This is a genomic window from Pseudomonas sp. GW456-L12, from assembly GCF_059424045.1.
Map to the genome: position 1 here is coordinate 261,553 of NZ_JBWKZA010000001.1, position 22,607 is coordinate 284,159.

15 protein-coding genes are annotated in these 22,607 nt (G+C 64.4%); 10 read left to right on the forward strand and 5 right to left on the reverse strand.

The window, feature by feature from the left end; translation table 11 throughout:
- Window positions 1–88: 88 nt before the first annotated feature.
- The gene (locus tag AC07Y9_RS01400; RefSeq protein WP_007932193.1) at window positions 89–853 is read right to left on the reverse strand and encodes a GntR family transcriptional regulator; all 765 of its coding nucleotides are present in this window, start codon (window positions 851–853) and stop codon (window positions 89–91) included.
- Between the two features lie 299 nt (window positions 854–1,152).
- Here AC07Y9_RS01400 and AC07Y9_RS01405 point away from each other — a divergent pair, with 299 nt between their 5' ends.
- Window positions 1,153–2,343 carry a benzoate/H(+) symporter BenE family transporter gene (locus tag AC07Y9_RS01405; RefSeq protein ID WP_102678801.1) on the forward strand — a complete coding sequence of 397 codons (1,191 nt, stop codon included), beginning with the start codon at window positions 1,153–1,155 and terminating at the stop codon, window positions 2,341–2,343.
- A gap of 232 nt (window positions 2,344–2,575) precedes the next feature.
- On the opposite strand, the gene AC07Y9_RS01410 is transcribed toward AC07Y9_RS01405, so the two are convergent.
- Complete coding sequence (locus AC07Y9_RS01410; protein ID WP_007932191.1) at window positions 2,576–2,920, reverse strand: YggL family protein; 345 nt, start codon at window positions 2,918–2,920, stop codon at window positions 2,576–2,578.
- Between the two features lie 233 nt (window positions 2,921–3,153).
- Between AC07Y9_RS01410 and dacB the strand changes: the two genes are divergently transcribed.
- Window positions 3,154–4,614, forward strand: coding sequence for a D-alanyl-D-alanine carboxypeptidase/D-alanyl-D-alanine endopeptidase (gene dacB, locus AC07Y9_RS01415; RefSeq protein ID WP_053260269.1), 1,461 nt, complete (start codon window positions 3,154–3,156; stop codon window positions 4,612–4,614).
- A 57-nt stretch (window positions 4,615–4,671) separates the two neighbouring features.
- On the opposite strand, the gene AC07Y9_RS01420 is transcribed toward dacB, so the two are convergent.
- Both AC07Y9_RS01420 and rlmKL read right to left on the reverse strand, forming a co-directional pair.
- Complete coding sequence (locus AC07Y9_RS01420) at window positions 4,672–7,071, reverse strand: sensor domain-containing diguanylate cyclase (RefSeq protein WP_102678800.1); 2,400 nt, start codon at window positions 7,069–7,071, stop codon at window positions 4,672–4,674.
- A 126-nt stretch (window positions 7,072–7,197) separates the two neighbouring features.
- Window positions 7,198–9,468, reverse strand: coding sequence for a bifunctional 23S rRNA (guanine(2069)-N(7))-methyltransferase RlmK/23S rRNA (guanine(2445)-N(2))-methyltransferase RlmL (rlmKL, locus tag AC07Y9_RS01425; protein ID WP_102678799.1), 2,271 nt, complete (start codon window positions 9,466–9,468; stop codon window positions 7,198–7,200).
- Between the two features lie 556 nt (window positions 9,469–10,024).
- Here rlmKL and rmf point away from each other — a divergent pair.
- Window positions 10,025–10,240 (forward strand): ribosome modulation factor, encoded by a 216-nt coding sequence (rmf, locus tag AC07Y9_RS01430; RefSeq protein WP_002553055.1) that lies wholly within the window; start codon window positions 10,025–10,027, stop codon window positions 10,238–10,240.
- A 136-nt stretch (window positions 10,241–10,376) separates the two neighbouring features.
- On the opposite strand, the gene AC07Y9_RS01435 is transcribed toward rmf, so the two are convergent.
- On the reverse strand, window positions 10,377–11,396 hold the full coding sequence (locus AC07Y9_RS01435) for a quinone-dependent dihydroorotate dehydrogenase (RefSeq protein WP_009047911.1): 1,020 nt from the start codon (window positions 11,394–11,396) through the stop codon (window positions 10,377–10,379).
- Between the two features lie 240 nt (window positions 11,397–11,636).
- On the opposite strand from AC07Y9_RS01435, the gene AC07Y9_RS01440 reads away from it, so the two are divergent.
- The 7 genes from AC07Y9_RS01440 to AC07Y9_RS01470 all read left to right on the forward strand — a co-directional run bounded on the left by AC07Y9_RS01440 (window position 11,637) and on the right by AC07Y9_RS01470 (window position 22,599).
- A complete protein-coding gene (locus AC07Y9_RS01440) occupies window positions 11,637–12,848 on the forward strand; it encodes a CmpA/NrtA family ABC transporter substrate-binding protein (protein WP_102678798.1) in 1,212 nt (403 codons plus the stop codon).
- A gap of 15 nt (window positions 12,849–12,863) precedes the next feature.
- Window positions 12,864–13,439: an ANTAR domain-containing response regulator gene (locus AC07Y9_RS01445; RefSeq protein WP_007932173.1), complete on the forward strand. Its 576-nt coding sequence runs from the start codon at window positions 12,864–12,866 to the stop codon at window positions 13,437–13,439.
- A gap of 332 nt (window positions 13,440–13,771) precedes the next feature.
- Window positions 13,772–14,983 carry a nitrate/nitrite transporter gene (locus AC07Y9_RS01450; protein ID WP_009042928.1) on the forward strand — a complete coding sequence of 404 codons (1,212 nt, stop codon included), beginning with the start codon at window positions 13,772–13,774 and terminating at the stop codon, window positions 14,981–14,983.
- Window positions 14,984–14,990: 7 nt separating this feature from the next.
- Window positions 14,991–16,661: a bifunctional protein-serine/threonine kinase/phosphatase gene (locus AC07Y9_RS01455; protein ID WP_102678796.1), complete on the forward strand. Its 1,671-nt coding sequence runs from the start codon at window positions 14,991–14,993 to the stop codon at window positions 16,659–16,661.
- A 456-nt stretch (window positions 16,662–17,117) separates the two neighbouring features.
- Window positions 17,118–19,571 carry a nitrite reductase large subunit NirB gene (gene nirB, locus AC07Y9_RS01460; RefSeq protein WP_102678795.1) on the forward strand — a complete coding sequence of 818 codons (2,454 nt, stop codon included), beginning with the start codon at window positions 17,118–17,120 and terminating at the stop codon, window positions 19,569–19,571.
- Window positions 19,568–19,885, forward strand: coding sequence for a nitrite reductase small subunit NirD (gene nirD / locus AC07Y9_RS01465; RefSeq protein WP_009042925.1), 318 nt, complete (start codon window positions 19,568–19,570; stop codon window positions 19,883–19,885). The genes nirB and nirD overlap by 4 nt, the downstream gene beginning before the upstream one ends.
- Window positions 19,885–22,599, forward strand: coding sequence for a nitrate reductase (locus AC07Y9_RS01470; RefSeq protein ID WP_102690434.1), 2,715 nt, complete (start codon window positions 19,885–19,887; stop codon window positions 22,597–22,599). The genes nirD and AC07Y9_RS01470 overlap by 1 nt, the downstream gene beginning before the upstream one ends.
- The last annotated feature ends 8 nt before the right edge of the window (window positions 22,600–22,607 follow it).

The window sequence follows — 22,607 nt, forward strand, 5'->3', positions numbered from 1 at the left end:
GAAAAGATCGCCAAGGATAACGAGTTATGGCAGACAGGTCGCCGCTTCGCGGCTATCGCGAGCAAGCTCGCTCCTACAGAATATGGCGTTACAGCTTGGCGGGAGAGCGGCCCGGCTTCTTGGTTTGCAGCAGGTGCGAGAACACCGCATGCAGGTCGTCCGAGGCGCTTTCTTCGTCGAGGTTGAGCTTGCTGTCGATGTGATCCATGTGATGCATCATCAGGGTCACCGCCAGCTCCGCGTCGCGGGCCTCGATGGCGTCGATCAACTGGGTGTGCTCATCGTAGGAACAGTGCGAACGGTTGCCGCTTTCGTACTGGGCGATGATCAGCGAGGTCTGCGACACCAGGCTGCGCTGGAAGCTGATCAGCGGAGCATTCTTCGCCGCCTCGGCAAGTTTGAGGTGGAACTCGCCCGACAAGCGGATACCGGCGCCGCGATCGCCACGGGAAAAGCTGTCGCGCTCGTCGTTGACCATCTGCCGCAGCTCGGCAAGCTGTTCGGCCGTGGCGTGCTGCACCGCCAGCTCGGTGATCGCCCGCTCCACCAGCCGGCGCGCCATGAACACCTGGCGGGCTTCCTCGACACTCGGGCTGGCCACGACCGCGCCGCGATTGGGCCGCAGCAGCACCACGCCTTCATGGGCCAGGCGCGACAGCGCACGACGAATGATGGTACGGCTGACCCCGAAAATTTCCCCCAGCGCCTCTTCGCTCAACTTGGTGCCGGGCGCCAGGCGCTGTTCGAGGATGGCCTCGAAGATATGCGCGTAGACAATATCGTCCTGGGTCCCGCTGCGACCGGCCTTGCCTGCTCGCGGTTGTTTCTTGAGGGGTTGCAACTGTTCGTTCATGGGCACTCGAGTCGGGAGAACTGCGGCGAATTGACCGTGACTGTAATACGGCACAGCGGGTCGCTGACAAGTATCGCGTAAAAACAATGGCACATTGTACACAACCCATGGGGTCCATTCGCAATAACTGTATGGGCCACAGGCAACCACAACGACTGTACGGCCATTTGCCGCCCTGGCTGTATTGCAATGAATGGTTACTTTTACGTTTAGGCTTGGCCCCTGCTTTCGTCACCCAACGCCCCTGCGCCGGGCTTTCGGGCGACAGATATCTTTATCAGAACAAGGAACAGTGCTCCATGTCCGACGCCTCCCTCGCGCCATTACGCCCCCTGGCCGATACTTCGCCCTCGGCCGTAGTCGCCGGCTTCATCGCCATGATGACCGGCTACACCAGCTCCCTGGTGCTGATGTTCCAGGCCGGACAGGCCGCCGGGCTGACCAGCGGGCAGATTTCCTCGTGGATCTGGGCCATCTCCATCGGCATGGCCCTCTGCAGCATCGGCCTGTCCTTGCGCTACCGCACCCCGATCACCGTCGCCTGGTCGACCCCCGGCGCCGCGCTGCTGATCACCAGCCTGTCCGGGGTGAGCTACGGCGAAGCCATCGGCGCCTATATCACCTGCGCGGTGCTGGTAACCATCTGTGGCCTGACCGGCAGCTTCGAACGCCTGGTCAAGCGCATCCCGGCCTCCCTCGCCGCGGCACTGCTGGCGGGCATCCTGTTCAAGATCGGCAGCGAGATCTTCGTCGCCGCGCAGCACCGCACCGGCCTGGTGCTGGGCATGTTCTTCAGCTACCTGCTGGTCAAGCGCCTGTCGCCACGCTATGCGGTGCTCGCCGCGCTGCTGATCGGCACTGCATTGGCCGGGGTGATGGGCCTGCTGGACTTCAGCCAATTCCACCTGGAAGTCGCCACGCCGGTGTGGACCACCCCGCACTTCTCCCTGGCAGCGACCATCAGCATCGGCATCCCGCTGTTCGTGGTGGCCATGACCTCGCAGAACATGCCCGGGGTCGCCGTGCTGCGCGCCGACGGCTACAACGTCCCGGCCTCACCACTGGTCACCACCACCGGTATCGCCTCCCTGCTGCTGGCACCGTTCGGCTCCCACGGCATCAACCTGGCGGCCATCAGCGCGGCGATCTGCACCGGCCCCCATGCCCACGAGGACCGCAACAAGCGCTACACCGCGGCGGTCTGGTGCGGAATTTTCTACGGCGTCGCCGGGGTCTTCGGCGCCACGTTGGCGGCGCTGTTCGCGGCCCTGCCCAAGGAGCTGGTGCTGTCGATCGCCGCGCTGGCGCTGTTCGGCTCGATCATCAACGGCCTGAGCATCGCCATGAGCCAGGTGAAGGAACGCGAGGCGGCGCTGATCACCTTTATGGTGACCGCCTCGGGCCTGACCCTGTTCTCCGTCGGCTCGGCGTTCTGGGGAATCGTGGCCGGCGTGCTGACCCTGGCAATCCTGAACTGGAACCAGGAATAAGCCTGTAGCCGCTGCCGCAGGCTGCGATAAGCCCGAAGGGCTTCAGCGATCTCAAGACCTTGCGCGTCCTTCGGTCGCGATCGCAGCCTACGGCAGCGGCTACAACCCGCCCACGCGAAATCCCGGGAAACAGGCCCGAGGCATATAAAGGTTCTGCGGGGGAAATAAATAGAGAAGGCTGTACCGCGACAGCCTCGAGTCGGCGGCCCGGACGGGCCACCGACTCAGCACATCAGGCTACCGGATTGATCGAGTTTTCCGGGTACCAGACGTCCAGCAGCGGGCTGACTTCAACGCTGGTCAGCTCGGTGCGGGCCTTGAGCCAGGCTTCGACCTTGGCACGTTGCTCTTCGCTGACCGAACCGCGTTTGCTCAGGCAAACCAGGCCGAAGTCATCGCCACCAACATAGCCGAGGCCGTTGGCTTCCATCGCTTCTTTCAGGAACGCGTCGAGGAAAGCGTCAATAGCCTCTTCGGCCAGATCTTCTTTGAAATCCAGGTTCAGCTCAAAACCCAGCTCCTGAAATTCATCTACGCACAGTTTTTTGCGCAGACGGCGGGAACGGTTAGTGGCCATGGAACAATCCTCATAAGTAATAACGGGCGGCACTTTACCAGTTTAAGCAACCGATTGCCTGACTCTATGAGGGCCTTGGCCTGCCATTGGGAAAAAAATAGCGCATTAGCCCGCCGTGGCACGGCACAAGCCGCTATACCTTGGGGCATAATGCCGACACTTTCGTGACCACTGAGGGAATTTATCGTCATGCCCTCGTCTTTTCTCCCCTCGGCTGTAGGGTTTTACTTCACATGATCAAATCTTTGCGTCCACTTTTTCTTGCCGGTCTTCTTCTGCCCCTGGCCATTTCCGTTTCCGCCGCCCCCGTCAACACCACCCTTTCGCCCAAGGTCCAACAGGCCCTCAAGGCCAGCAAACTGCAAGACAACGCCCTGTCGCTGGTGATGATCCCGCTCAGCGGCCCGGGCACGGCCACCGTTTACAACGCAGACGTGTCGGTCAACCCGGCCTCGACCATGAAACTGGTTACCACCTACGCCGCCCTGGAAATGCTCGGCCCGACCCACCAGTGGAAAACCGAGTTCTACACCGACGGCACCCTGAGCGGCGGCATCCTCAATGGCAACCTGTACCTCAAGGGCGGCGGCGATCCCAAGCTGAACATGGAAAAACTCTGGTTGCTGATGCGCGACCTGCGGGCCAACGGCGTGCAGCAAGTGACCGGCGACCTGGTGCTGGACCGCAACTTCTTCGTGCAGCCGCAACTGCCGCAGTTCAACGACGACGGCAATGACGAGAACAAGCCGTTCCTGGTCAAGCCCGATGCCCTGCTGGTCAACCTCAAGGCCCTGCGCTTCGTGGCGCGCAACGATTCGGGCAAGGTGCTGATTTCCGTCGAGCCGCCGATTGCCAGCATTCGCATCGACAACCAGGTCAAGGCCATCGGCGGCAAACAGTGCACCGGCAACGTGCGCTACAACCCGGTCCCACAGGCGGACGGCAGCGTCACCGTGACCGTCAACGGCCAGCTGGGCGACGGTTGCAGTTCGCAGACCTACCTGTCGCTGCTCGACCACGCGACCTACACCGCCGGCGCCGTACGCGCCATCTGGAAGGAACTGGGCGGCAGCATCCAGGGCAAGGACCGCCTGGCCGCCGTTCCATCCAGCGCCAAGGTGCTGGCCCGGGCCTTCTCGCCGGACCTGGCGGAAATCATCCGCGACATCAACAAATACAGTAACAACACCATGGCCCAGCAACTGTTCCTCAGCCTCGGCGCGCAATACCGCACCGAAGCCGATGGTGACGATGCCAAGGCGGCGCAACGGGTGGTGCGTCAGTGGCTGGCGAAGAAAGGCATCACCGCGCCGCACCTGGTGATGGAGAACGGTTCGGGCCTGTCCCGTGCCGAACGGGTCAGCGCCCGCGAAATGGCCGCCATGCTGCAAGCGGCCTGGAGAAGCCCGTACTCGGCGGAGTTCATCAGCTCGATGCCGATCGCCGGCATGGATGGCACCATGCGCAAACGCCTGAAGCGCACCGCGATGTCCGGCGAAGCCCACGTGAAGACCGGGACCCTGAACACCGTCCGCGCCATCGCCGGCTACAGCCGCGACAGCAACGGCAACACCTGGGCCGTGGTAGCGATTCTCAACGATCCGAAGCCCTGGGGCGCGTCCTCGGTGCTCGATCAGGTGCTGCTGGATCTGTACCGCCAGCCGAAACTGGCAGACACCGCTTCGACCCTGTAAGCCGTCACTCAGGTGGCGCGAGGACAACCTCGCGTCACCCCACTTCTGCGCCCCTGCCTACCCCATCTCGGCCTCGACCCGGTCGCGCCCAGCCTGCTTGGCCGCATAGACCCCGGAATCCGCCCGCAGCAACAGCCCGTCGGCCCCTTCGTGCTCCCGCCAGCTGGCGATGCCGAAACTGGCCGTGACAATGCCCACGCCATCGATTGGCGAGCTGCGCAGCCCGCGCCACAGCTCCTCGGCCAGGACATAGGCCTGCTGGCCATCGGTGTCCGGGCACAGCACCATGAACTCTTCGCCGCCCAGCCGGCAAAACACATCCGTGCGCCGCAGACGAAGGCCGATGCGCTCACAGACGCCGCGCAGCACCATGTCGCCGATGGCATGCCCGTACTGGTCGTTGATCCGCTTGAAGTGGTCGATATCCAGCATGATCACCGCCAGGCTGCCCACCCCGCGCTCGACCCGCGCCATTTCCGTCTGCAGGCGCTCCTGGAAATAGCGGCGGTTGTGGATACCAGTCAGCGAGTCGGTGACCGACAGGGCCCGCAACTCTTCTTCGACCCGCTTGAGGTCGGAGATGTCCGACAGATAGCCATGCCACAGCACCCCGCCCCCCGCCAGCTTTTCCGGGGTCGCTTCGCCGCGTATCCAGCGCAGGCCGCGCTGTGGCAACTGCACCCGATATTCCTCGCGCCAGGGGCTGAGTTTCTTCGCCGAGGTCCAGATCGAGCCGCGCACCCGGGCCACATCGTCCGGGTGAATACGCTCGAACACCGGGTTGGCATCGCGCTGCAACTGCTGTGGATCGATCTCGTAGATGTCGCGGATGCCGTCACTGACGTAGCTGAAGCTGGAATGGCCTTCGGCATCCACCTGGAACTGATAGATGGCGCCCGGTACATGGGCGCTGAGTTTCTTCAGCAGACGATCACGGGCCGCCAGCGCCTCGTGGACCCGCTTGCGTTCGGTGATATCGATACAAATCGCCAGGTGCCCGACCCATAAGCCGTGATCATCCAGGACCGGGGTGGCCAACATGTTCACCACCAGATGGCTGCCATCGCGGCGCATCAGGGTCCACTCGCGGGTTGCCTCGCCCCGCTCTTCGGAACCGTCCACCAGCATCGCCTGGCACATCGGGATCTGCCGGCCGTAACGCTGGCTCAGGGCTTGTGCGCGCGCATTCAGCTCCGCGGGCAGGTGAAGGCTTTCCAGGGTCAGGTGGCCCACTACCTCGGCGCTGCTGTAGCCGAGCATATGTTCGGCGCCGGCATTGAAGGTGCTGATCACGCCCCGCAGGTCGGTGGCGATGATCGCCACCTGGGTCGCCGCATTGAGCACGCTGCGCAGCTGTCCGTGGGTGCCGCGCAATTCCTGCTCCCTGGCCCGCAGCTCCCCGGTGCGCTGCTCCACCAGCCGCAGCGCGCGCTGCCGCTGGCTGACCAGGACATACAGCAAGGCACTGAGCAGCAGGCTCAGCAGCGTGCCCAGGACCACCTGGCTGGACACCGAAGAATGGTTGGCCTGGAGGAACACCGCGCTGGGGCGGATGTTCACCTGGTAATCATGGTCGGCCAGGCTCAGCACTCGGCTCACCGCCAGTGGGCTGCCCCCCGGGCCGTTGCTCGATTCATAGAGTTTGCCGTACGACTCGGCGGTCGACAGGTCAATGATCTGCACGAACAGGTTGTCCTGACGCTGCTCGGGCAGACCATCGACCACCAACTGGCGCATGCTGATCACTGCGATCACATAACCGTAAGGCTCGGGGGTCGACATGGCCACATCGGCACGCAGGCTGACGGGAGTCGCCAGGATGATGCCGCGCGCGTAAGAAGGCTCGACTCCGACCAAGCGCACCGGCTGCGAAACCGCCACGCCGCCACGCCGCCGCGCCCGCTCGAGAGTGTCGCGACGCATTGGCTGGGCCAGCAGGTCGAACCCCAGGGGCGAGCCCAGCGGGCTTTGGGTCTGGCTGTAGAGCACCGGTATGTACTCATCGCGCTCGGCGGCTCGCTGCAGCTTGCCTTCGGCATTCAGGTCGGCAATGAAATAATCCGGCGCCCCCTGTTCCTGCGCCATGCGCTCGAACAGCGCGCGCTCGGCACCGCTGACGCGCGGCGCCCAGGCGTAGGCCTGGGTACGATGCAAGAGCGGTTGGGTGTAGCCGTCGAAATCCTGGCGCGAGACCGCGCCGGAATTGATGAAGAAGCGCTTGAGACCATCCAGGCGCTGCTCCTGATCTTCGAAGCGCTCTTCGATGCGGCTATAACGTTCGCTGGCCAGCAGCTGGAAACGTTGGCGCAACTGCTGCTGATACAGATTGAGGGTCGACCAGGCCAGCAGCCCGGTCAATACACAACCAAACAGCAATACCACTAACGCGACCAGCCAGGCCGACACGTCTTCGCTGATGAAGCCCAGGATTTTCGGGCGTACCGAGTGCAACGACATAAGCAAAACTCATAACGCCAGCGAACGTGAGCGTCACATGGGCTTGCATTGAGTTATAGCTATTCGCCACTAATTTGGCTAGAGCAAAGAGCCTTGAAAATCAAGGCTCTGTGGATCCAATCAACCTCAGCGGGCGGTGATTTTCCAGGCCCGGTGGATCTTGCCGTTACGGGCGAAATCCGGGTCGATGGTCTTGGCGGTGATCTCCTCGACGGCATAACGCGCCGCCAGGTTTTCCTCGAGCTGGAACTTGCGGAAGTTGTTGGAGAAATACAGCACGCCACCGCTGGCCAACCGGGCCATGGCCAGGTCGAGCAGTTGCACGTGGTCACGCTGCACGTCGAACACCCCTTCCATGCGCTTGGAGTTGGAGAAGGTCGGCGGGTCGATGAAGATCAGGTCGAACTCATCGCGGCAAGTCTCCAGCCAGGCCATGACATCGCCCTGCTCCAGACGGTTCTTGTCAGAGAAACCGTTGAGCGACAGGTTGCGCCGCGCCCAATCCAGGTAGGTTTTCGACAGGTCGACGCTGGTGGTGCTGCGCGCGCCGCCCTTGGCCGCGTGCACACTGGCGGTGGCGGTGTAGCAGAACAGGTTGAGGAATCGCTTGCCGGCGGCTTCTTTCTGGATCCGCAGGCGCATCGGCCGGTGGTCGAGGAACAGCCCGGTGTCGAGATAGTCGGTGAGGTTGACCAACAGCTTCACGCCACCTTCGCTGACCTCGGTGAACTTGCCCTGGGCGCTCTGGCGTTCGTACTGCTTGGTACCGCTCTGGCGTTCGCGGCGCTTGATCACCACCCGGCTCTTGTCGACGTTCAACGCTTGCGGAATGGCCGCCAGGGCATCGAACAGACGGGCCTGGGCCTTTTCCGGGTCGATGGATTTCGGCGCGGCGTATTCCTGCACGTGCACCCAGTCGTGGTACAGGTCGATGGCCAGGGAATATTCCGGCATGTCGGCATCGTAGACGCGATAGCAGTCGACGCCTTCGCGCTTGGCCCACTTGCCCAGCAGCTTGAGGTTCTTCTGCAGGCGGTTGGCGAACATCTGCCCGCCTTCGCTCAGGCGCGCCTGCTCGACCACGGGGGCTGGCGCCGGCGTCGGTTTGATCGGGTTGCCGTTCTTGTTGTACTGGCGCTCCTGCGGAACCAGCGGCGCCTTGTCGGCCTCGGCCTGCTCACGCTCGATCTGCCGTTGCTCCGGGGTACGCCGCTCGCCAGTGACGAACTGGTCTGGCTGCACCTTGATCAACAGCAGCTTGCACGGCAAGGCGCCGTTCCAGAACGAATACTGCTTGTGGCTGCGGATGCCCATGCGCTTGCCCAGGTCCGGCGCGCCGGTGAATACCGCCGCTTCCCAGCCCAGGCAGGCCTGACGCAGGCGCTCGCCGAGGTTCTGGTAGAGATACAGCAGGCTGGCTTCGTCACCCAGGCGCTCGCCGTAGGGCGGGTTACTGATCACCAGGCCTTTCTGGTTCTGGTCCGGGCGCGGCTCGAAGGTCGCCACTTCGCCCTGGTAGATCTTGATCCACTCACTGAGGCCGGCGCGCTCGACGTTGTTGCGCCCTGGCTGGATCAGCCGCGGGTCGGCTTCGTAACCGCGAATCCACAGCGGCGGCTTGGCCAGGCCGGCCTGAGCCCGCGCCTGGGCTTCTTCATGCAGCTTGCGCCACAGCGCCGGGACGTGACCGAGCCAGGCAGTGAAACCCCATTGCTCGCGCTTGAGGTTGGGGGCGATGTCGGCGGCGATCATCGCTGCTTCCACCAGGAAGGTCCCCACGCCGCACATCGGGTCGGCCAGGGCGCCGCCATTGGCCGCGATACGTGGCCAGCCGGAACGGATCAGGATCGCCGCCGCGAGGTTTTCCTTCAGCGGCGCCGCGCCCTGCTGCAGGCGATAGCCGCGCTGGTGCAGGCTGTGGCCGGACAGATCGAGGGAGAGGATGGCTTCGCCGCGATCCAGGCGCAGGTGAATGCGCAGGTCCGGGTTGAGCTTGTCGATGGAGGGACGCTCGCCGGTCGGCGTGCGCAGCCGGTCGACGATGGCGTCCTTGACCTTCAAGGCGCCGAAGTGAGTGTTGTCGATGCCCGAGCCGTGGCCGCTGAACTCCACCGCCAGGGTGCCGTCCGCCAGCATGTGGTCCTGCCAGTCGACGTCATGCACGCCGTGATAGAGGTCTTCGGCGTCCTTCATCGGGAAGCGCTTGAGCACCAGCAGTACCCGGTTGGCCAGGCGCGACCAGAGGCACAGGCGGTAGGCGGTCTCCATGTCGGCCATGCCGCGCACGGCCGAGGTATGTTCGCGCGCGTCTTCAAGGCCAAGCCCGGCGGCTTCCTCGATGAGCAGGCCTTCAAGGCCTTTGGGACAGGTGAGGAAGAGTTCGTAGCGATCCGACATGGGAGTTCAGGGCCTTTAGCAATAAGTGAACGGACAACGCATCGTCCGCCCGGTTTTCAATCAAGCGCTTTTCTTGAAGAGCGCTCGCGTGGCACGAATCTGTGCCGTCCCGCCCCTGCTGTTCAGCTCGCCGCTAGCGGTGACCACTGGGGTCAAAAGAGCTTAGATGCCGGGGCAGATAATAAAGTCAGCGAAACAAAAGGTCATAACTCGACCTTTCATCGAATAATACCTGAGTGCAACGGAATGGAATTCTCACTAAAGCATTAAGCCCATCATCCAGTAAGAGGCTGATCAGAGCGAGGTTTGCCTGATCAACCCGATGTAAAGCAGGCCGTTCTTATGGCCTCAACATCATTATCGTTACGTCCTTATGACAAAACGATCATTCCCTCGTTGTGACGCATTGGTTAGAAATCAACTCAGGTTGGCGCCGCAATGACGCCAACGCCACGCTCGCGACGCCGGCAGCGAGCACCAACGGCAGAAGCATTCTGCCCGGCCTCAAACGAGGCCGACGGGACATAAGACAGTCAACAAGTGAGGGAAACACCCTATGAGAAGACTTAAGCGTGATCCGTTGGAAAGAGCATTTTTGCGCGGATATCAGTATGGCGTTCATGGCAAGTCCCGTGAGCTTTGCCCATTTACTCTACCGTCGGTACGCCAAGCCTGGATCAATGGCTGGCGCGAAGGACGCGGCGACAACTGGGACGGTATGACCGGCACTGCGGGAATCCACAGACTCAACGAACTTCACGCCGTCGGCTAAAACAGGGCACACATTCCGACACCAAAATCTGAATACGTAACGACTTAACCACGCACGTCCCATCCGGACGGCGGGCTGCGGCCCAGGGGCTCCTTTAAGGAGCCCTTTTTATTGGCCGCGCAAAAAGCCGCTGTCCTCAGCGCAACGCGGCGATCGCGTCCACCGACTCGCGAATCAGCGCCGGGCCCTTGTAGATGAAGCCCGAATACAACTGCACCAGGCTGGCGCCGGCAGCGATCTTTTCCGCCGCATGCTTGCCTTCGGTGATACCGCCCACCGCAATGATCGGCAAACGCCCGGCCAGCTCGCCCGCCAGCACCTTCACGGTGTGGGTGCTCTTGTCGCGCACCGGCGCGCCGGACAGGCCGCCCGCCTCGTCGCCATGCTCCATGCCTTCGACACCTACACGGCTCAGGGTGGTGTTGGTGGCGATGACCGCGTCCATCCCAGTCTCGATCAGGGCTTGCGCCACTTCGGCGGTTTCTTCGTCGGTCATGTCAGGGGCGATCTTGATCGCCAGCGGAACCCGCTTGCCGTGCTGCACCGCCAGCTCCTGCTGACGCTGGCTGAGGGCGCCAAGCAACTGCTTGAGCGACTCGCCGAACTGCAGGCTGCGCAGGCCCGGGGTGTTGGGCGAACTGACGTTGACCGTCACATAGCTGGCGTGGGCATACACCTTGTCCAGGCAGATCAGGTAATCATCCACCGCGCGCTCGACCGGGGTGTCGAAGTTCTTGCCGATGTTGATCCCCAGCACGCCCTTGTACTTGGCCGCCGCCACCCGGGCCAGCAGGTGATCGACGCCCAGGTTGTTGAAGCCCATGCGGTTGATGATCGCCTCGGCTTCCGGCAGGCGGAAGATCCGCGGCTTGGGATTGCCCGGCTGCGGACGCGGAGTGATGGTGCCAATTTCGACGAAACCAAAACCCAATTGGGCGAAGCCATCGATGGCCGCGCCGTTCTTGTCCAGGCCGGCCGCGAGGCCAACCGGGTTCGGGAAGTCCAGGCCCATGACCTTCACCGGCATCTGCGCCGGCGCCTTGCACAGCAAGCCATTGAGGCCCAAACGCCCGCCCGCGCCGATCAGGTCCAGGGACAGATCGTGGGAGGTTTCCGGGGAGAGTTTGAACAACAGCTGGCGGGCCAGGGTATACATGGGCGGGCTTGACTCGGTGGCGGCGAAATGAGGCGGCGATTATAGCCGGGCATGGGGGCCGCAGGCGAGGCACGCGGCGAAATCAGCGGTGAATGGCATATGCCTTGCACCACAACCAGCATCAGCACCCAGGCCAATGGCGGCGTGGGTCGAAAGACAAAGGCGTCGTTACCCCGCCGGCTCTGCCTGGCGCGGGTGCGACGTTTTTTTATGGAAGCTTTTTATCGAGGGCGCCACCCCATGAATGAACTCCCCGTCAGCCCGCTGGCCTGGGTCAACGGCAGCGATGCCCCGGAAAAGACCGCGATCAACCTCGGTTTCATGGCCTTGAGCGACTGCGCCTCGGTGGTGGTCGCCGCCACCCAGGGCTTCGCCCAGCCTTACGGCCTGACCCTGAACCTCAAGCGCCAGGCGTCCTGGGCCAACCTGCGGGACAAGCTGGTGAGCGGCGAGCTGGATGCCGCCCACAGCCTGTACGGCCTGATCTACGCCGTGCACCTGGGCATCGGCGGGGTCAACGCCAGCGACATGGCGGTGCTGATGGGCCTGAACCAGAACGGCCAGAGCATCAACCTCTCGCGAGAGCTGCAAGCCCTGAACGTGACCACTCCTGAAGCGCTTCACCGGCACGTGCACCAAAGCCGGGCAAGGCTGACCTTCGCCCAGACCTTCCCCACCGGCACCCACGCCATGTGGCTGTATTACTGGCTGGCCGCCCAGGGCATCCACCCGTTGCAGGACGTCGACAGCGTGGTGGTGCCGCCGCCGCAAATGGTCGCGCACCTGCAGGCCGGGCGCATCGACGGTTTCTGCGTGGGTGAACCCTGGAGCGCCAGCGCAGTGAACCAGAACCTGGGCTTCACCCTGGCCACCAGCCAGGCGATCTGGCCCGACCACCCGGAAAAAGTCCTCGGCTGCACCCGTGCCTTCGTCGAGCAGTACCCGAACACCGCGCGGGCCCTGGTCATGGCGATCCTCGAGGCCAGCCGCTTCATCGAGCAGAGCCGCGAGAACCGCCAGAGCACCGCGCAACTGCTGAGCGCCCGCGAGTACCTCGATGCGCCGCTGGACTGCATCGAGCCGCGCCTGCTCGGCGAATATGCCGACGGCCTCGGCCACCGCTGGCAGGACCCGCACGCGCTACGCTTTCATAATGAAGGCGCGGTCAACCTGCCGTATCTGTCCGACGGCATGTGGTTCATGACCCAGTTCCGCCGCTGGGGCCTGCTGCGCGAAGATCCAGATTACCTGGGCATCGCGCGCCAGGTGCAGCAACTCGAGCTCTATCGTGAAGCCGCCACCGCCGTCGGCGTCGCATCCTGGGGCCTGGACATGCGCAGCAGCCAGTTGATCGACGGCAAGCTATGGGACGGTTCGGACCCGGCCGCCTATGCCCGCAGCTTCCAGCTGCACGCCATGAGCGACAGCTCCCCTCTTCTCGCCAGCCGCTGACAGGAGCCCGAGACCATGTTGCGTATCCTGCTGATCAACGACACCGCCAAGAAGGTCGGTCGGCTCAAGGCGGCCCTGATGGAAGCCGGTTTCGAGGTAATCGACGAATCGGGCCTGACCATCGACCTGCCGACACGCGTCGAAACGGTGCGTCCGGACGTGATCCTGATCGATACCGAATCACCGAGCCGCGATGTGATGGAGCAAGTGGTGCTGGTCAGCCGCGACCAGCCACGGCCGATCGTGATGTTCACCGACGAGCACGACCCCGACGTGATGCGCCACGCCATCAAGTCCGGGGTCAGTGCCTACATAGTCGAAGGCATCCAGGCCCAGCGCCTGCAGCCCATTCTCGACGTGGCCATGGCCCGCTTCGAGAGCGACCAGGCCTTGCGCGCGCAGCTGCAAGCCCGCGACCAGCAACTGGCCGAGCGCAAGCGCATCGAGCTGGCCAAGGGCCTGTTGATGAAGATGAAAGACTGCAACGAAGAACAGGCCTACACCCTGATGCGCCGCCAGGCCATGAGCCGCCAGCAGAAGCTGATCCAGGTGGCCGAGCAGATCATCGCCATGAGCGAGTTGCTGGGCTGAAAGCTTGCGGCACCGGTGCGGGCCCCATCGCGGGCAAGCCTCGCTCCTACGGAGAAGACCGTGAGTTTCTGTAGGCGCGAGGCTTGCCCGCGATCTGGAACACCAGGACTGCAACTCTTGGCACAAATCTGGCTATGTAATCGACACAGGTAACCAACGGCGGTTGCCCCACCTACGACAAAGACGTCGCACACCCTTCTCGCCCCAGGCGAAACGGGTTGCGGCGTTTTTTCGTTTTGGCCCCACAGCCCGGGGCCGGTGGAGCGGCCGTAATGGCGCCCCACGCAAAAGCTCATGACTCCTTTCGAGACTCTTAACAGCTGAGGTGCGCGATGAATTCAAGCTTCTGGAAATCCGGCCACACCCCGACATTGTTCGCGGCCTTCCTCTACTTCGACCTGAGCTTCATGGTCTGGTACCTGCTCGGCCCGCTGGCCGTACAGATCGCCGCCGACCTGCAACTGACCACCCAGCAGCGCGGGCTGATGGTGGCCACGCCGATCCTGGCCGGCGCCGTGCTGCGGTTCGCCATGGGCCTGCTGGCCGATCGCCTGTCCCCCAAGACCGCCGGGCTGATCGGTCAGGTGATTGTCATCGGCGCGCTGTTCTGCGCCTGGAAGCTGGGCATCCACAGCTATGAACAGGCCCTGCTGCTGGGGCTGTTCCTGGGCATGGCCGGCGCTTCGTTCGCCGTGGCCCTGCCGCTGGCCTCGCAATGGTATCCACCGCAGCACCAGGGCAAGGCGATGGGTATCGCCGGGGCCGGCAACTCCGGCACGGTATTCGCGGCGCTGTTCGCGCCCTTGCTGGCCGGTGCCTTCGGCTGGAGCAACGTATTCGGCTTCGCCTTGATCCCACTGATCCTGACCCTGGTGCTGTTCGCCTGGCTGGCCAGGAACGCTCCGGAACGGCCCAAGGCCAAATCCATGGCCGACTACTTCAAGGCCCTGGGCGACCGCGACAGCTGGTGGTTCATGTTCTTCTACAGCGTGACCTTCGGCGGCTTCATCGGCCTGGCCAGCGCCCTGCCCGGCTACTTCAACGACCAGTACGGCCTGAGCCCGGTCACCGCCGGCTACTACACCGCCGCCTGCGTGTTCGGCGGCAGCCTGATGCGCCCGCTGGGCGGCGCGCTGGCCGATCGTTTCGGCGGCATTCGCACCCTGCTGGTGATGTACAGCGTCGCGGCGGTGTGCATCGCCGCGGTCGGTTTCAACCTGCCCAGCTCCTACGCGGCCCTGGCCCTGTTCGTGTGCACCATGCTCGGCCTGGGTGCGGGTAACGGCGCGGTCTTCCAGTTGGTGCCACAACGTTTCCGCCGCGAGATCGGGGTGATGACCGGGCTGATCGGCATGGCCGGCGGCATCGGCGGTTTCGCCCTGGCCGCGGGCATGGGCGCGATCAAGCAAAGCACCGGCAGCTATCAACTGGCCCTGTGGCTGTTCGCCAGCCTGGGCGTGCTGGCCTGGTTCGGCCTGCACGGGGTGAAACGCCGCTGGCGGACCACCTGGGGCTCCGCCGCTGTCACCGCGGCGCGGGTCTGAGCCGTCCATGAGCCTGCGACTGAGCCACGCCCAGGCCAGCGCCATCGGTCCGCGCGCGGAGAACCAGGATGCCTTGCGCCTGGTCACCCCGGCGCCGACCCTGGCCGCCAGCAAGGGCCTGCTGTTCGCCATTGCCGACGGTGTCAGCCAATGCGCCGACGGCGGCCTGGCCGCGCGCTCGACCTTGCAGGCGCTGGCGCTGGACTACTACGCCACCCCGGAAACCTGGGCCGTGGCCCAGGCCCTGGAACGCCTGCTGCTGGCGCAGAATCGCTGGTTGCAGGCCAACGGCGGCGGCCAGCCGCTGCTGACCACCGTCAGCGCCCTGGTGCTGCGCGGCCGGCGCTTTACCCTGGCCCATGTCGGCGACTGCCGGGTCTATCGCTGGCATGCCGATCAGTTGCAACGCATCAGCGACGATCATGTCTGGGACCAACCCGGCATGCAGCATGTGCTCAAGCGTGCCCTGGGCCTGGACCAGCACCTGGTGGTGGATTTCCTCGATGGCGAGCTGCGGGAAAACGAAAGTTTCCTGATGCTCAGCGATGGCGTCTGGGCCACCCTGGGCGACACCGCCATCGCCGCGATCCTGCGCGACCAGCCCGACCTCGACAGCGCAGTGCAGACCCTGGTCAGCGCCGCGCACCTGGCCGGCAGCCAGGACAATGCCAGCGCCCTGCTGGTGCGGGTCGAAGCCCTGGGCGAAAGCTCCATCGGCGACGCCCTGATTCACTTGCAGCAATGGCCACTGCCGCCGCCTCTCAAACCGGGCCAGCACTTCGAAGGCTGGCAAGTCGTCGAGGTGCTCGGGCACAGCCAGCAATCCCTGCTGTACCGCGTGCTCGATGCGCAACAACAACCCTGGCTGCTGAAAACCCTGCCCGGTCATCTGCACGACGATCATCAGGCCGGGCAATCGCTGCTGTCAGAGGAGTGGTTCCTGCGCCGGGTGGCCGGCCGGCACTTTCCCGAAGTGCATGCCGCGACCAGCCGCCAGCATCTGTATTACGTGATGCGCGAATACCCGGGGCAGACCCTGGCCGAGCATCTGCAACAACATGGCCCCTTGCCGCTGGCACAGTGGCAGGACCTGGCCGAGCGCCTGCTACGGGCCGTGGGCCTGCTGCACCGCCGGCAGATCCTGCACCGCGACATCAAGCCGGAAAACCTGCTGCTCGGGGACGATGGCGAACTGCGCCTGCTGGATTTCGGCCTGGCCTATTGCCCCGGCCTGTCCGAGGACCAGGCGCACCTGCTGCCCGGCACCCCGAGCTATATCGCCCCAGAGGCTTTCAACGGCGTGGCGCCGACACCGCGACAGGACCTGTACGCGGTAGGCGTGACCCTCTACCACTTGCTGACCGGGCATTTTCCCTACGGCGAAATCGAAGCCTTCCAGCGCCCGCGCTTCACCACCCCGGTCAGCGCCAGCCGCTATCGCCCGGACCTGCCGGACTGGCTCGAACAGAGCCTGGAACGCGCGGTACAGGCCGATCCGGCCCAGCGCTATGAAACCGCCGAAGAGTGGTTGCTGGTGCTGGAACAGGGCGAGCGCCGCAGCCTCAGCGTGCGCCCCAGACCGCTGCTGGAACGCGAGCCCTTGAAAGTCTGGCGCACCCTGGCGCTGGTCTCGCTGTTGCTCAACCTGCTGTTGCTGTACCTGTTCCTGCACCACTGACCTCACTGTTCTCCTGTAGCCGCTGCCGCAGGCTGCGATCGGCACCGCAGGGGCCGCAGAACCTGACGACGCGGTTTTACCCGCAGGTAGGGGATGCCGCCTTACGCCGGCTACGCCGTCGATCGCAGCCTGCGGCAGCGGCTACAGGGATAGCGCTGCGTGCGCCAGAAGTGGGCAAGACGCTTTGAATCAGTGCAGAAAATCCTCCCTGCTGGCCTGAGGCAGGCTTTCAGCCCCGCTGAAACCGCCATTGGCGGAACTTGGCACAACCGCTGCATTAACTCTCCCAACAGCACATACGACCCGGCCTTCAACGACGAAGGATGGGTTTTCCCGAGAGAACGGGACCGGACAAAGGCGTCCTGCCAGGCAACTGGCGGGACGCCTTTTTTGTTTGCGCAACGTTTATCGAGCCAGGCCCGGCATGCCCGATGGCCTGTCTACGCGGAGAGCGAAATGAACAAACTCAAGCTGGTGATGATCGGCAACGGCATGGCCGGGGTCCGTACCCTGGAAGAGCTGCTCAAGCTGAGCAATGAGCTGTACGACATCACGGTCTTCGGCGCGGAACCCCACACCAACTACAACCGCATCCTGCTCTCCCCGGTACTGGCCGGCGAACAGACCTTCGAAGAAATCGTGCTCAACGACCTGAGCTGGTACCTGGACAACCACATCAAGCTGCTGCTCAACCGCAAGGTGGTGCAGATCGACCGGGTCAAGCGCCGGGTGATCGCCGAAGACGGCAGCGAAGCCGAGTACGACCGCCTGCTGATCGCCACCGGCTCGACCCCGTTCATCCTGCCGATTCCCGGCAACGACCTGCAAGGCGTGATCGGCTACCGCGATATCGCCGACACCCAGGCGATGATCGACACCGCCAAGACCCACAAGCACGCGGTGGTCATCGGCGGCGGCCTGCTCGGCCTGGAAGCCGCCAACGGCCTGATGTTGCGCGGCATGGACGTGACCGTGGTGCACATCGGCGAATGGCTGCTGGAGCGCCAGCTGGACAAGACCAGCGGCCAACTGCTGCAAAGCGCCCTGGAAAGCCGCGGCCTGAAATTCCGCCTGAGCGAACAGACCCAGGCCCTGCACGACGCGGGCAATGGCCGGGTCGGCTCGGTGCAGTTCAAGAACGGCGACATCATCCCCGCCGACCTGGTGGTGATGGCCGCCGGCATCCGGCCCAATACCGAGCTCGCGGAAAAAGCCGGGCTGCCGTGCAGCCGCGGGATCCTGGTCAACGACACCCTGCAGACCTACGACCCACGCATCTACGCCATCGGCGAATGCGCCAGCCATCGCGGCATCGCCTACGGCCTGGTGGCGCCGCTGTTCGAACAGGCCAAGGTCTGCGCCAACCACCTCGCTCAACTGGGCTTCGCCACTTACAAGGGCTCGGTGACCTCGACCAAGCTGAAAGTCACCGGCATCGACCTGTTCTCCGCCGGCGACTTCATGGGCGGCGAAGGCACCGAGACCATCACCCTCTCCGACCCCATCGGCGGCGTGTACAAGAAGCTGGTGATCAAGGACGACATCCTGGTCGGCGCCTGCCTGTATGGCGACACCGCCGACGGCGGCTGGTACTTCCGGCAGATCCGCGAGAACCACGCCATCGGCGAGATCCGCGACCACCTGATGTTCGGCGAGAACGCCTTGGGCGACGTCGGCCACCAGGGCCAGGACAAGGCCATGAGCATGGCCGACAGCGCCGAAGTCTGCGGCTGCAACGGCGTGTGCAAGGGCACCATCGTCAAGGCGATCCAGGAGCACGGCCTGTTCAGCGTCGACGAGGTCAAGAAGCACACCAAGGCCGCCAGTTCCTGCGGCTCCTGTACCGGCCTGGTGGAACAGATCCTGATCAACACCGTGGGCGGCGCGGCCGACGTCAAGCCGAAAAGCGAGAAAGCCATCTGCGGCTGCAGCGACCTCAACCACGGGCAGATCCGCCAGGCGATCCGCGAACAGCACCTGCTGACCATCGCCGGCACCATGAGCTACCTGAACTGGCGCACGCCCAACGGCTGCGCCACCTGCCGCCCGGCGCTGAACTACTACCTGATTGCCACCTGGCCGGGCGAGGCCAGGGACGATCCGCAATCGCGCCTGATCAACGAACGGGCCCACGCCAATATCCAGAAAGACGGCACCTATTCGGTGGTGCCGCGGATGTGGGGTGGCGTCACTACCGCCTCCGAACTGCGGCGCATCGCCGACGTGGCGGACAAGTACCAGGTGCCGATGGTCAAGGTCACCGGCGGCCAGCGCATCGACCTTTTGGGTATCAAGAAGCAGGATTTGCCTGGGGTCTGGAAAGACCTGGACATGCCCTCCGGCCACGCCTACGGCAAGTCCATCCGCACCGTGAAAACCTGCGTCGGCAGCGAGTTCTGCCGCTTCGGCACGCAGAACTCCACCCAGTTGGGCATCGAGCTGGAGCATGACCTGTTCAACATGTGGTCGCCGCACAAGGTCAAGCTGGCGGTCTCCGGCTGTCCGCGCAACTGCGCCGAGGCCGGGATCAAGGACGTCGGCATCATCGGCGTCGACTCGGGCTGGGAGATGTATATCGGCGGCAATGGCGGGATCAAGACCGAGGTCGCGGAGTTCTTCGTCAAGCTGAAAACCGCCGACGAAGTGCGCGAATACAACGGCGCTTTCCTGCAGCTGTACCGCGAGGAAGCCTTCTACCTGGAGCGCACCGTGCACTACCTGCAACGGGTCGGCATGGCGCATATCAAGCAGGCCATCATCGAAGACCCGCAACGGCGCAAGGCCCTCAACGAGCGCCTGCAATTCTCCCTGTCCTTCGAACAGGACCCGTGGAAGGAGCGCCTGGAACAGCCGCAGCTGAAAAAAGAGTTCGAGCCGATCCGCGTCAAGCCACTGGAGGTGCTGCCATGAACTGGCTGGATATCTGCGCCCTGGACGAGATCAACGCCCTGGGCTCGCGCATCGTCAACGGCCCCAAGGGCGACATCGCGATCTTTCGCACCAGCGACGACGAAGTCTTCGCCCTCGACGACCGTTGCCCGCACAAAGGCGGGCCACTGTCCCAGGGGCTGATCTACGGCAAGACGGTCGCCTGCCCGTTGCACAACTGGCAGATCGATCTGGAGTCCGGCGAAGCACAGGCGCCGGATATCGGCTGCGCCCATCACCATCTGGCGCGGGTGGAAAACGGCCGCGTGCTGCTGGCCCTGCGGGATGCCGGCTGATGAACCGCCAGACGACCGCCTCGACCTGCTGTTACTGCGGCGTTGGCTGTGGCGTGCTGATCGAGCACGACGGCGAACGCATCCTCGGCGTCAGTGGCGACCCGAGCCACCCGGCCAACCACGGCAAACTGTGCAGCAAGGGTTCCACCCTGCACCTGACCGGCGACCTCGCGGCCCGCGCCCTGTATCCGGAATTGCGCCTGGGCAAGGCCCTGGCGCGCAGCCGCACCGACTGGGATACCGCACTGGAACACGCGGCCAACCTGTTTGCCGAAACCATCGCCGAACATGGCCCGGACAGCGTGGCCTTCTATATCTCCGGGCAATTGCTTACCGAGGATTACTACGCCTTCAACAAGCTGGCCCGGGCCCTGGTGGGCACCAATAACATCGACAGCAATTCGCGGCTGTGCATGTCCTCGGCGGTGGTCGGCTACAAACGCAGCCTGGGCGCCGACGCTCCACCCTGCAGCTACGAAGACCTCGAACTGAGCGATTGCGTGATGATCGTCGGCAGCAACATGGCCTACGCTCATCCGGTGCTGTTCCGCCGCCTGGAGCAGGCCAAGCGCCTGCGGCCGCAGATGAAAGTGATCGTCATCGACCCGCGGCGCACCGACACCTGCGACCTGGCCGATTTGCACCTGGCGATCCTGCCCGGCACCGATGTCGCGCTGTTCCACGGCATCCTGCACCTGCTGCTGTGGCAGGACTGGATCGATCGCGACTTCATCCAGGCTCATACCGAAGGCCTGGCCGAGCTGAAGAACCTGGTCCACGACTACACCCCGCATATGGTCGCGCAGCTGTGCGGCATCAGCGTCGAGCAACTGCGCCAGTGCGCCGAATGGGTCGGCACCTCGCCGAGCTTCCTGTCGCTGTGGTGCATGGGGCTGAACCAGTCCAGTGCCGGCAGCGCGAAAAACAGCGCACTGATCAACCTACACCTGGCCACCGGGCAGATCGGCCGCCCCGGGGCCGGCCCTTTCTCCCTCACCGGCCAGCCGAATGCCATGGGCGGCCGGGAAACCGGCAGCCTGTCGAACCTGCTGCCGGGGCACCGGGACGCCGCCAATCCGGAGCACCGGGCTGAAGTCGCGGCCTACTGGGGCGTCGAGCAATTGCCGGCCAACCCCGGCCTGACCGCGATCGAGCTGTTCGAACAGCTGCGCGGCGGCAAGATCAAGGCGCTGTGGATCGCCTGCACCAACCCGGCGCAATCGCTGCCCGACCAGAACGCGGTGCGAGAGGCCTTGCTGGCCTGCCCGTTCGTGGTCCTGCAGGAAGCCTTTCGCACCACCGAGACCGCGACCTTTGCCGACCTGCTACTGCCCGCCGCCAGCTGGGGCGAGAAGGAAGGCAGCGTGACCAACTCGGAACGGCGCATCTCCCATGTGCGTCGCGCCGTGGCCGCGCCGGGCGAAGCACGCCCGGACTGGGCCATCACCCTGGACTTCGCCCGGCGCCTGGAACAGCGCCTGCGCCCACAACAGCCCAGCCTGTTCGCCCTGGATACGCCTGCCCAGTTGTTCGATGAGTACAAACTGCTGACCCGCGGCCGCGACCTGGACCTTTCCGGCATCAGCCACGCGCTGATCGACCGTATCGGCCCGCAGCAATGGCCCTTCCCCGCCGGCGCCGAACAAGGGACGCCGCGGCTGTACGTCGACGGCCGCTTCCCGACCGCCAGCGGGCGGGCGCACTTCGTCAGCGACCCGTATCGCGCGGCCAAGGAACAGCGGGATGCGCGCTTCCCCCTGACCCTGATCACCGGCCGCCTGCGAGATCAATGGCACGGCATGAGCCGCACCGGCACCGCGGCCCAGCTGTTCGGGCACGTCAGCGAGGCCGTCCTCAGCCTGCACCCGGACGAACTGCGCCGGCAGAACCTGCAAGCGGGTGACCTGGTCTCGCTGAAAAGCCGTCGCGGCAGCGTGATAGTCGCCGTGGCGGACGACGACAGCGTGCGCCCGGGCCAGGCTTTCCTGCCGATGCACTGGGGCGATCGGTTTCTCAAGGGCGGCGTCAACGCCGTGACTCAACCGGCGTTCGATCCACTGTCCAAACAGCCGGAACTCAAGCACAGCGGTGTACGCCTGGAGCCGGTCCAACTGCCGTGGCAATTGTTCGCCCTGATCGAAGGCGATGTGCAGCGGCATTTCGAAGCCCTGCGCCCGCTCTGTGAAAGTTTCGCCTACGTCAGCCTGAGCCTGGCCGGCCGCGAACGCCCGGCCCTGCTACTGCGTGCGGCCAATGCCGAGGCACCGGCGCCGCAACTGCTCAAGGACATCGATCAGTTGCTGGGGCTCAACGAAGGCCCAGTGCTGGCCTATGACGATCCTCGGCGCTCCATCGGCAAGCGGGTTCGCATCGAACAGGGGCGGATCACCGCCATTCGCCTGGCCGGTGAAACCCTCGCCCGGCACTGGCTGCAGAACCTGTGGCTGGAAGGCAAGGCTGATGAGCAACTGCGCCGCTGGCTGCTGGCGCCGATGAGCGCACCGCCAGGGGCGGCCGGGCTCGCCTCGAGCGGCAAGACCTTGTGCAACTGCAAGAACGTCAGCCAGAGCGCGGTCTGTGCCGGGATCTCCCGCGGCCTGGACCTCGATGGCCTGAAACAGGAGCTGGGCTGCGGCACTCAATGCGGCTCCTGCGTCCCCGAAATCAAACGTCTGCTGGCCAGCTCGGTACAGCCCGTCGCAATCCCCCTGTGAGGAAACAA

Bases quoted from the DNA above. Each gene is read 5' to 3' on its own strand.
- rmf (WP_002553055.1), top strand. From the start codon at position 10,025: ATGAGAAGACTTAAGCGTGATCCGTTGGAAAGAGCATTTTTGCGCGGA.
- AC07Y9_RS01445 (WP_007932173.1), top strand. From the start codon at position 12,864: ATGTTGCGTATCCTGCTGATCAACGACACCGCCAAGAAGGTCGGTCGG.
- AC07Y9_RS01455 (WP_102678796.1), top strand. From the start codon at position 14,991: ATGAGCCTGCGACTGAGCCACGCCCAGGCCAGCGCCATCGGTCCGCGC.
- AC07Y9_RS01400 (WP_007932193.1), bottom strand. From the start codon at position 853: ATGAACGAACAGTTGCAACCCCTCAAGAAACAACCGCGAGCAGGCAAG.
- rlmKL (WP_102678799.1), bottom strand. From the start codon at position 9,468: ATGTCGGATCGCTACGAACTCTTCCTCACCTGTCCCAAAGGCCTTGAA.
- AC07Y9_RS01470 (WP_102690434.1), top strand. From the start codon at position 19,885: ATGAACCGCCAGACGACCGCCTCGACCTGCTGTTACTGCGGCGTTGGC.
- AC07Y9_RS01405 (WP_102678801.1), top strand. From the start codon at position 1,153: ATGTCCGACGCCTCCCTCGCGCCATTACGCCCCCTGGCCGATACTTCG.
- AC07Y9_RS01435 (WP_009047911.1), bottom strand. From the start codon at position 11,396: ATGTATACCCTGGCCCGCCAGCTGTTGTTCAAACTCTCCCCGGAAACC.
- AC07Y9_RS01420 (WP_102678800.1), bottom strand. From the start codon at position 7,071: ATGTCGTTGCACTCGGTACGCCCGAAAATCCTGGGCTTCATCAGCGAA.
- AC07Y9_RS01440 (WP_102678798.1), top strand. From the start codon at position 11,637: ATGAATGAACTCCCCGTCAGCCCGCTGGCCTGGGTCAACGGCAGCGAT.
- AC07Y9_RS01410 (WP_007932191.1), bottom strand. From the start codon at position 2,920: ATGGCCACTAACCGTTCCCGCCGTCTGCGCAAAAAACTGTGCGTAGAT.
- AC07Y9_RS01450 (WP_009042928.1), top strand. From the start codon at position 13,772: ATGAATTCAAGCTTCTGGAAATCCGGCCACACCCCGACATTGTTCGCG.
- dacB (WP_053260269.1), top strand. From the start codon at position 3,154: ATGATCAAATCTTTGCGTCCACTTTTTCTTGCCGGTCTTCTTCTGCCC.
- nirD (WP_009042925.1), top strand. From the start codon at position 19,568: ATGAACTGGCTGGATATCTGCGCCCTGGACGAGATCAACGCCCTGGGC.
- nirB (WP_102678795.1), top strand. From the start codon at position 17,118: ATGAACAAACTCAAGCTGGTGATGATCGGCAACGGCATGGCCGGGGTC.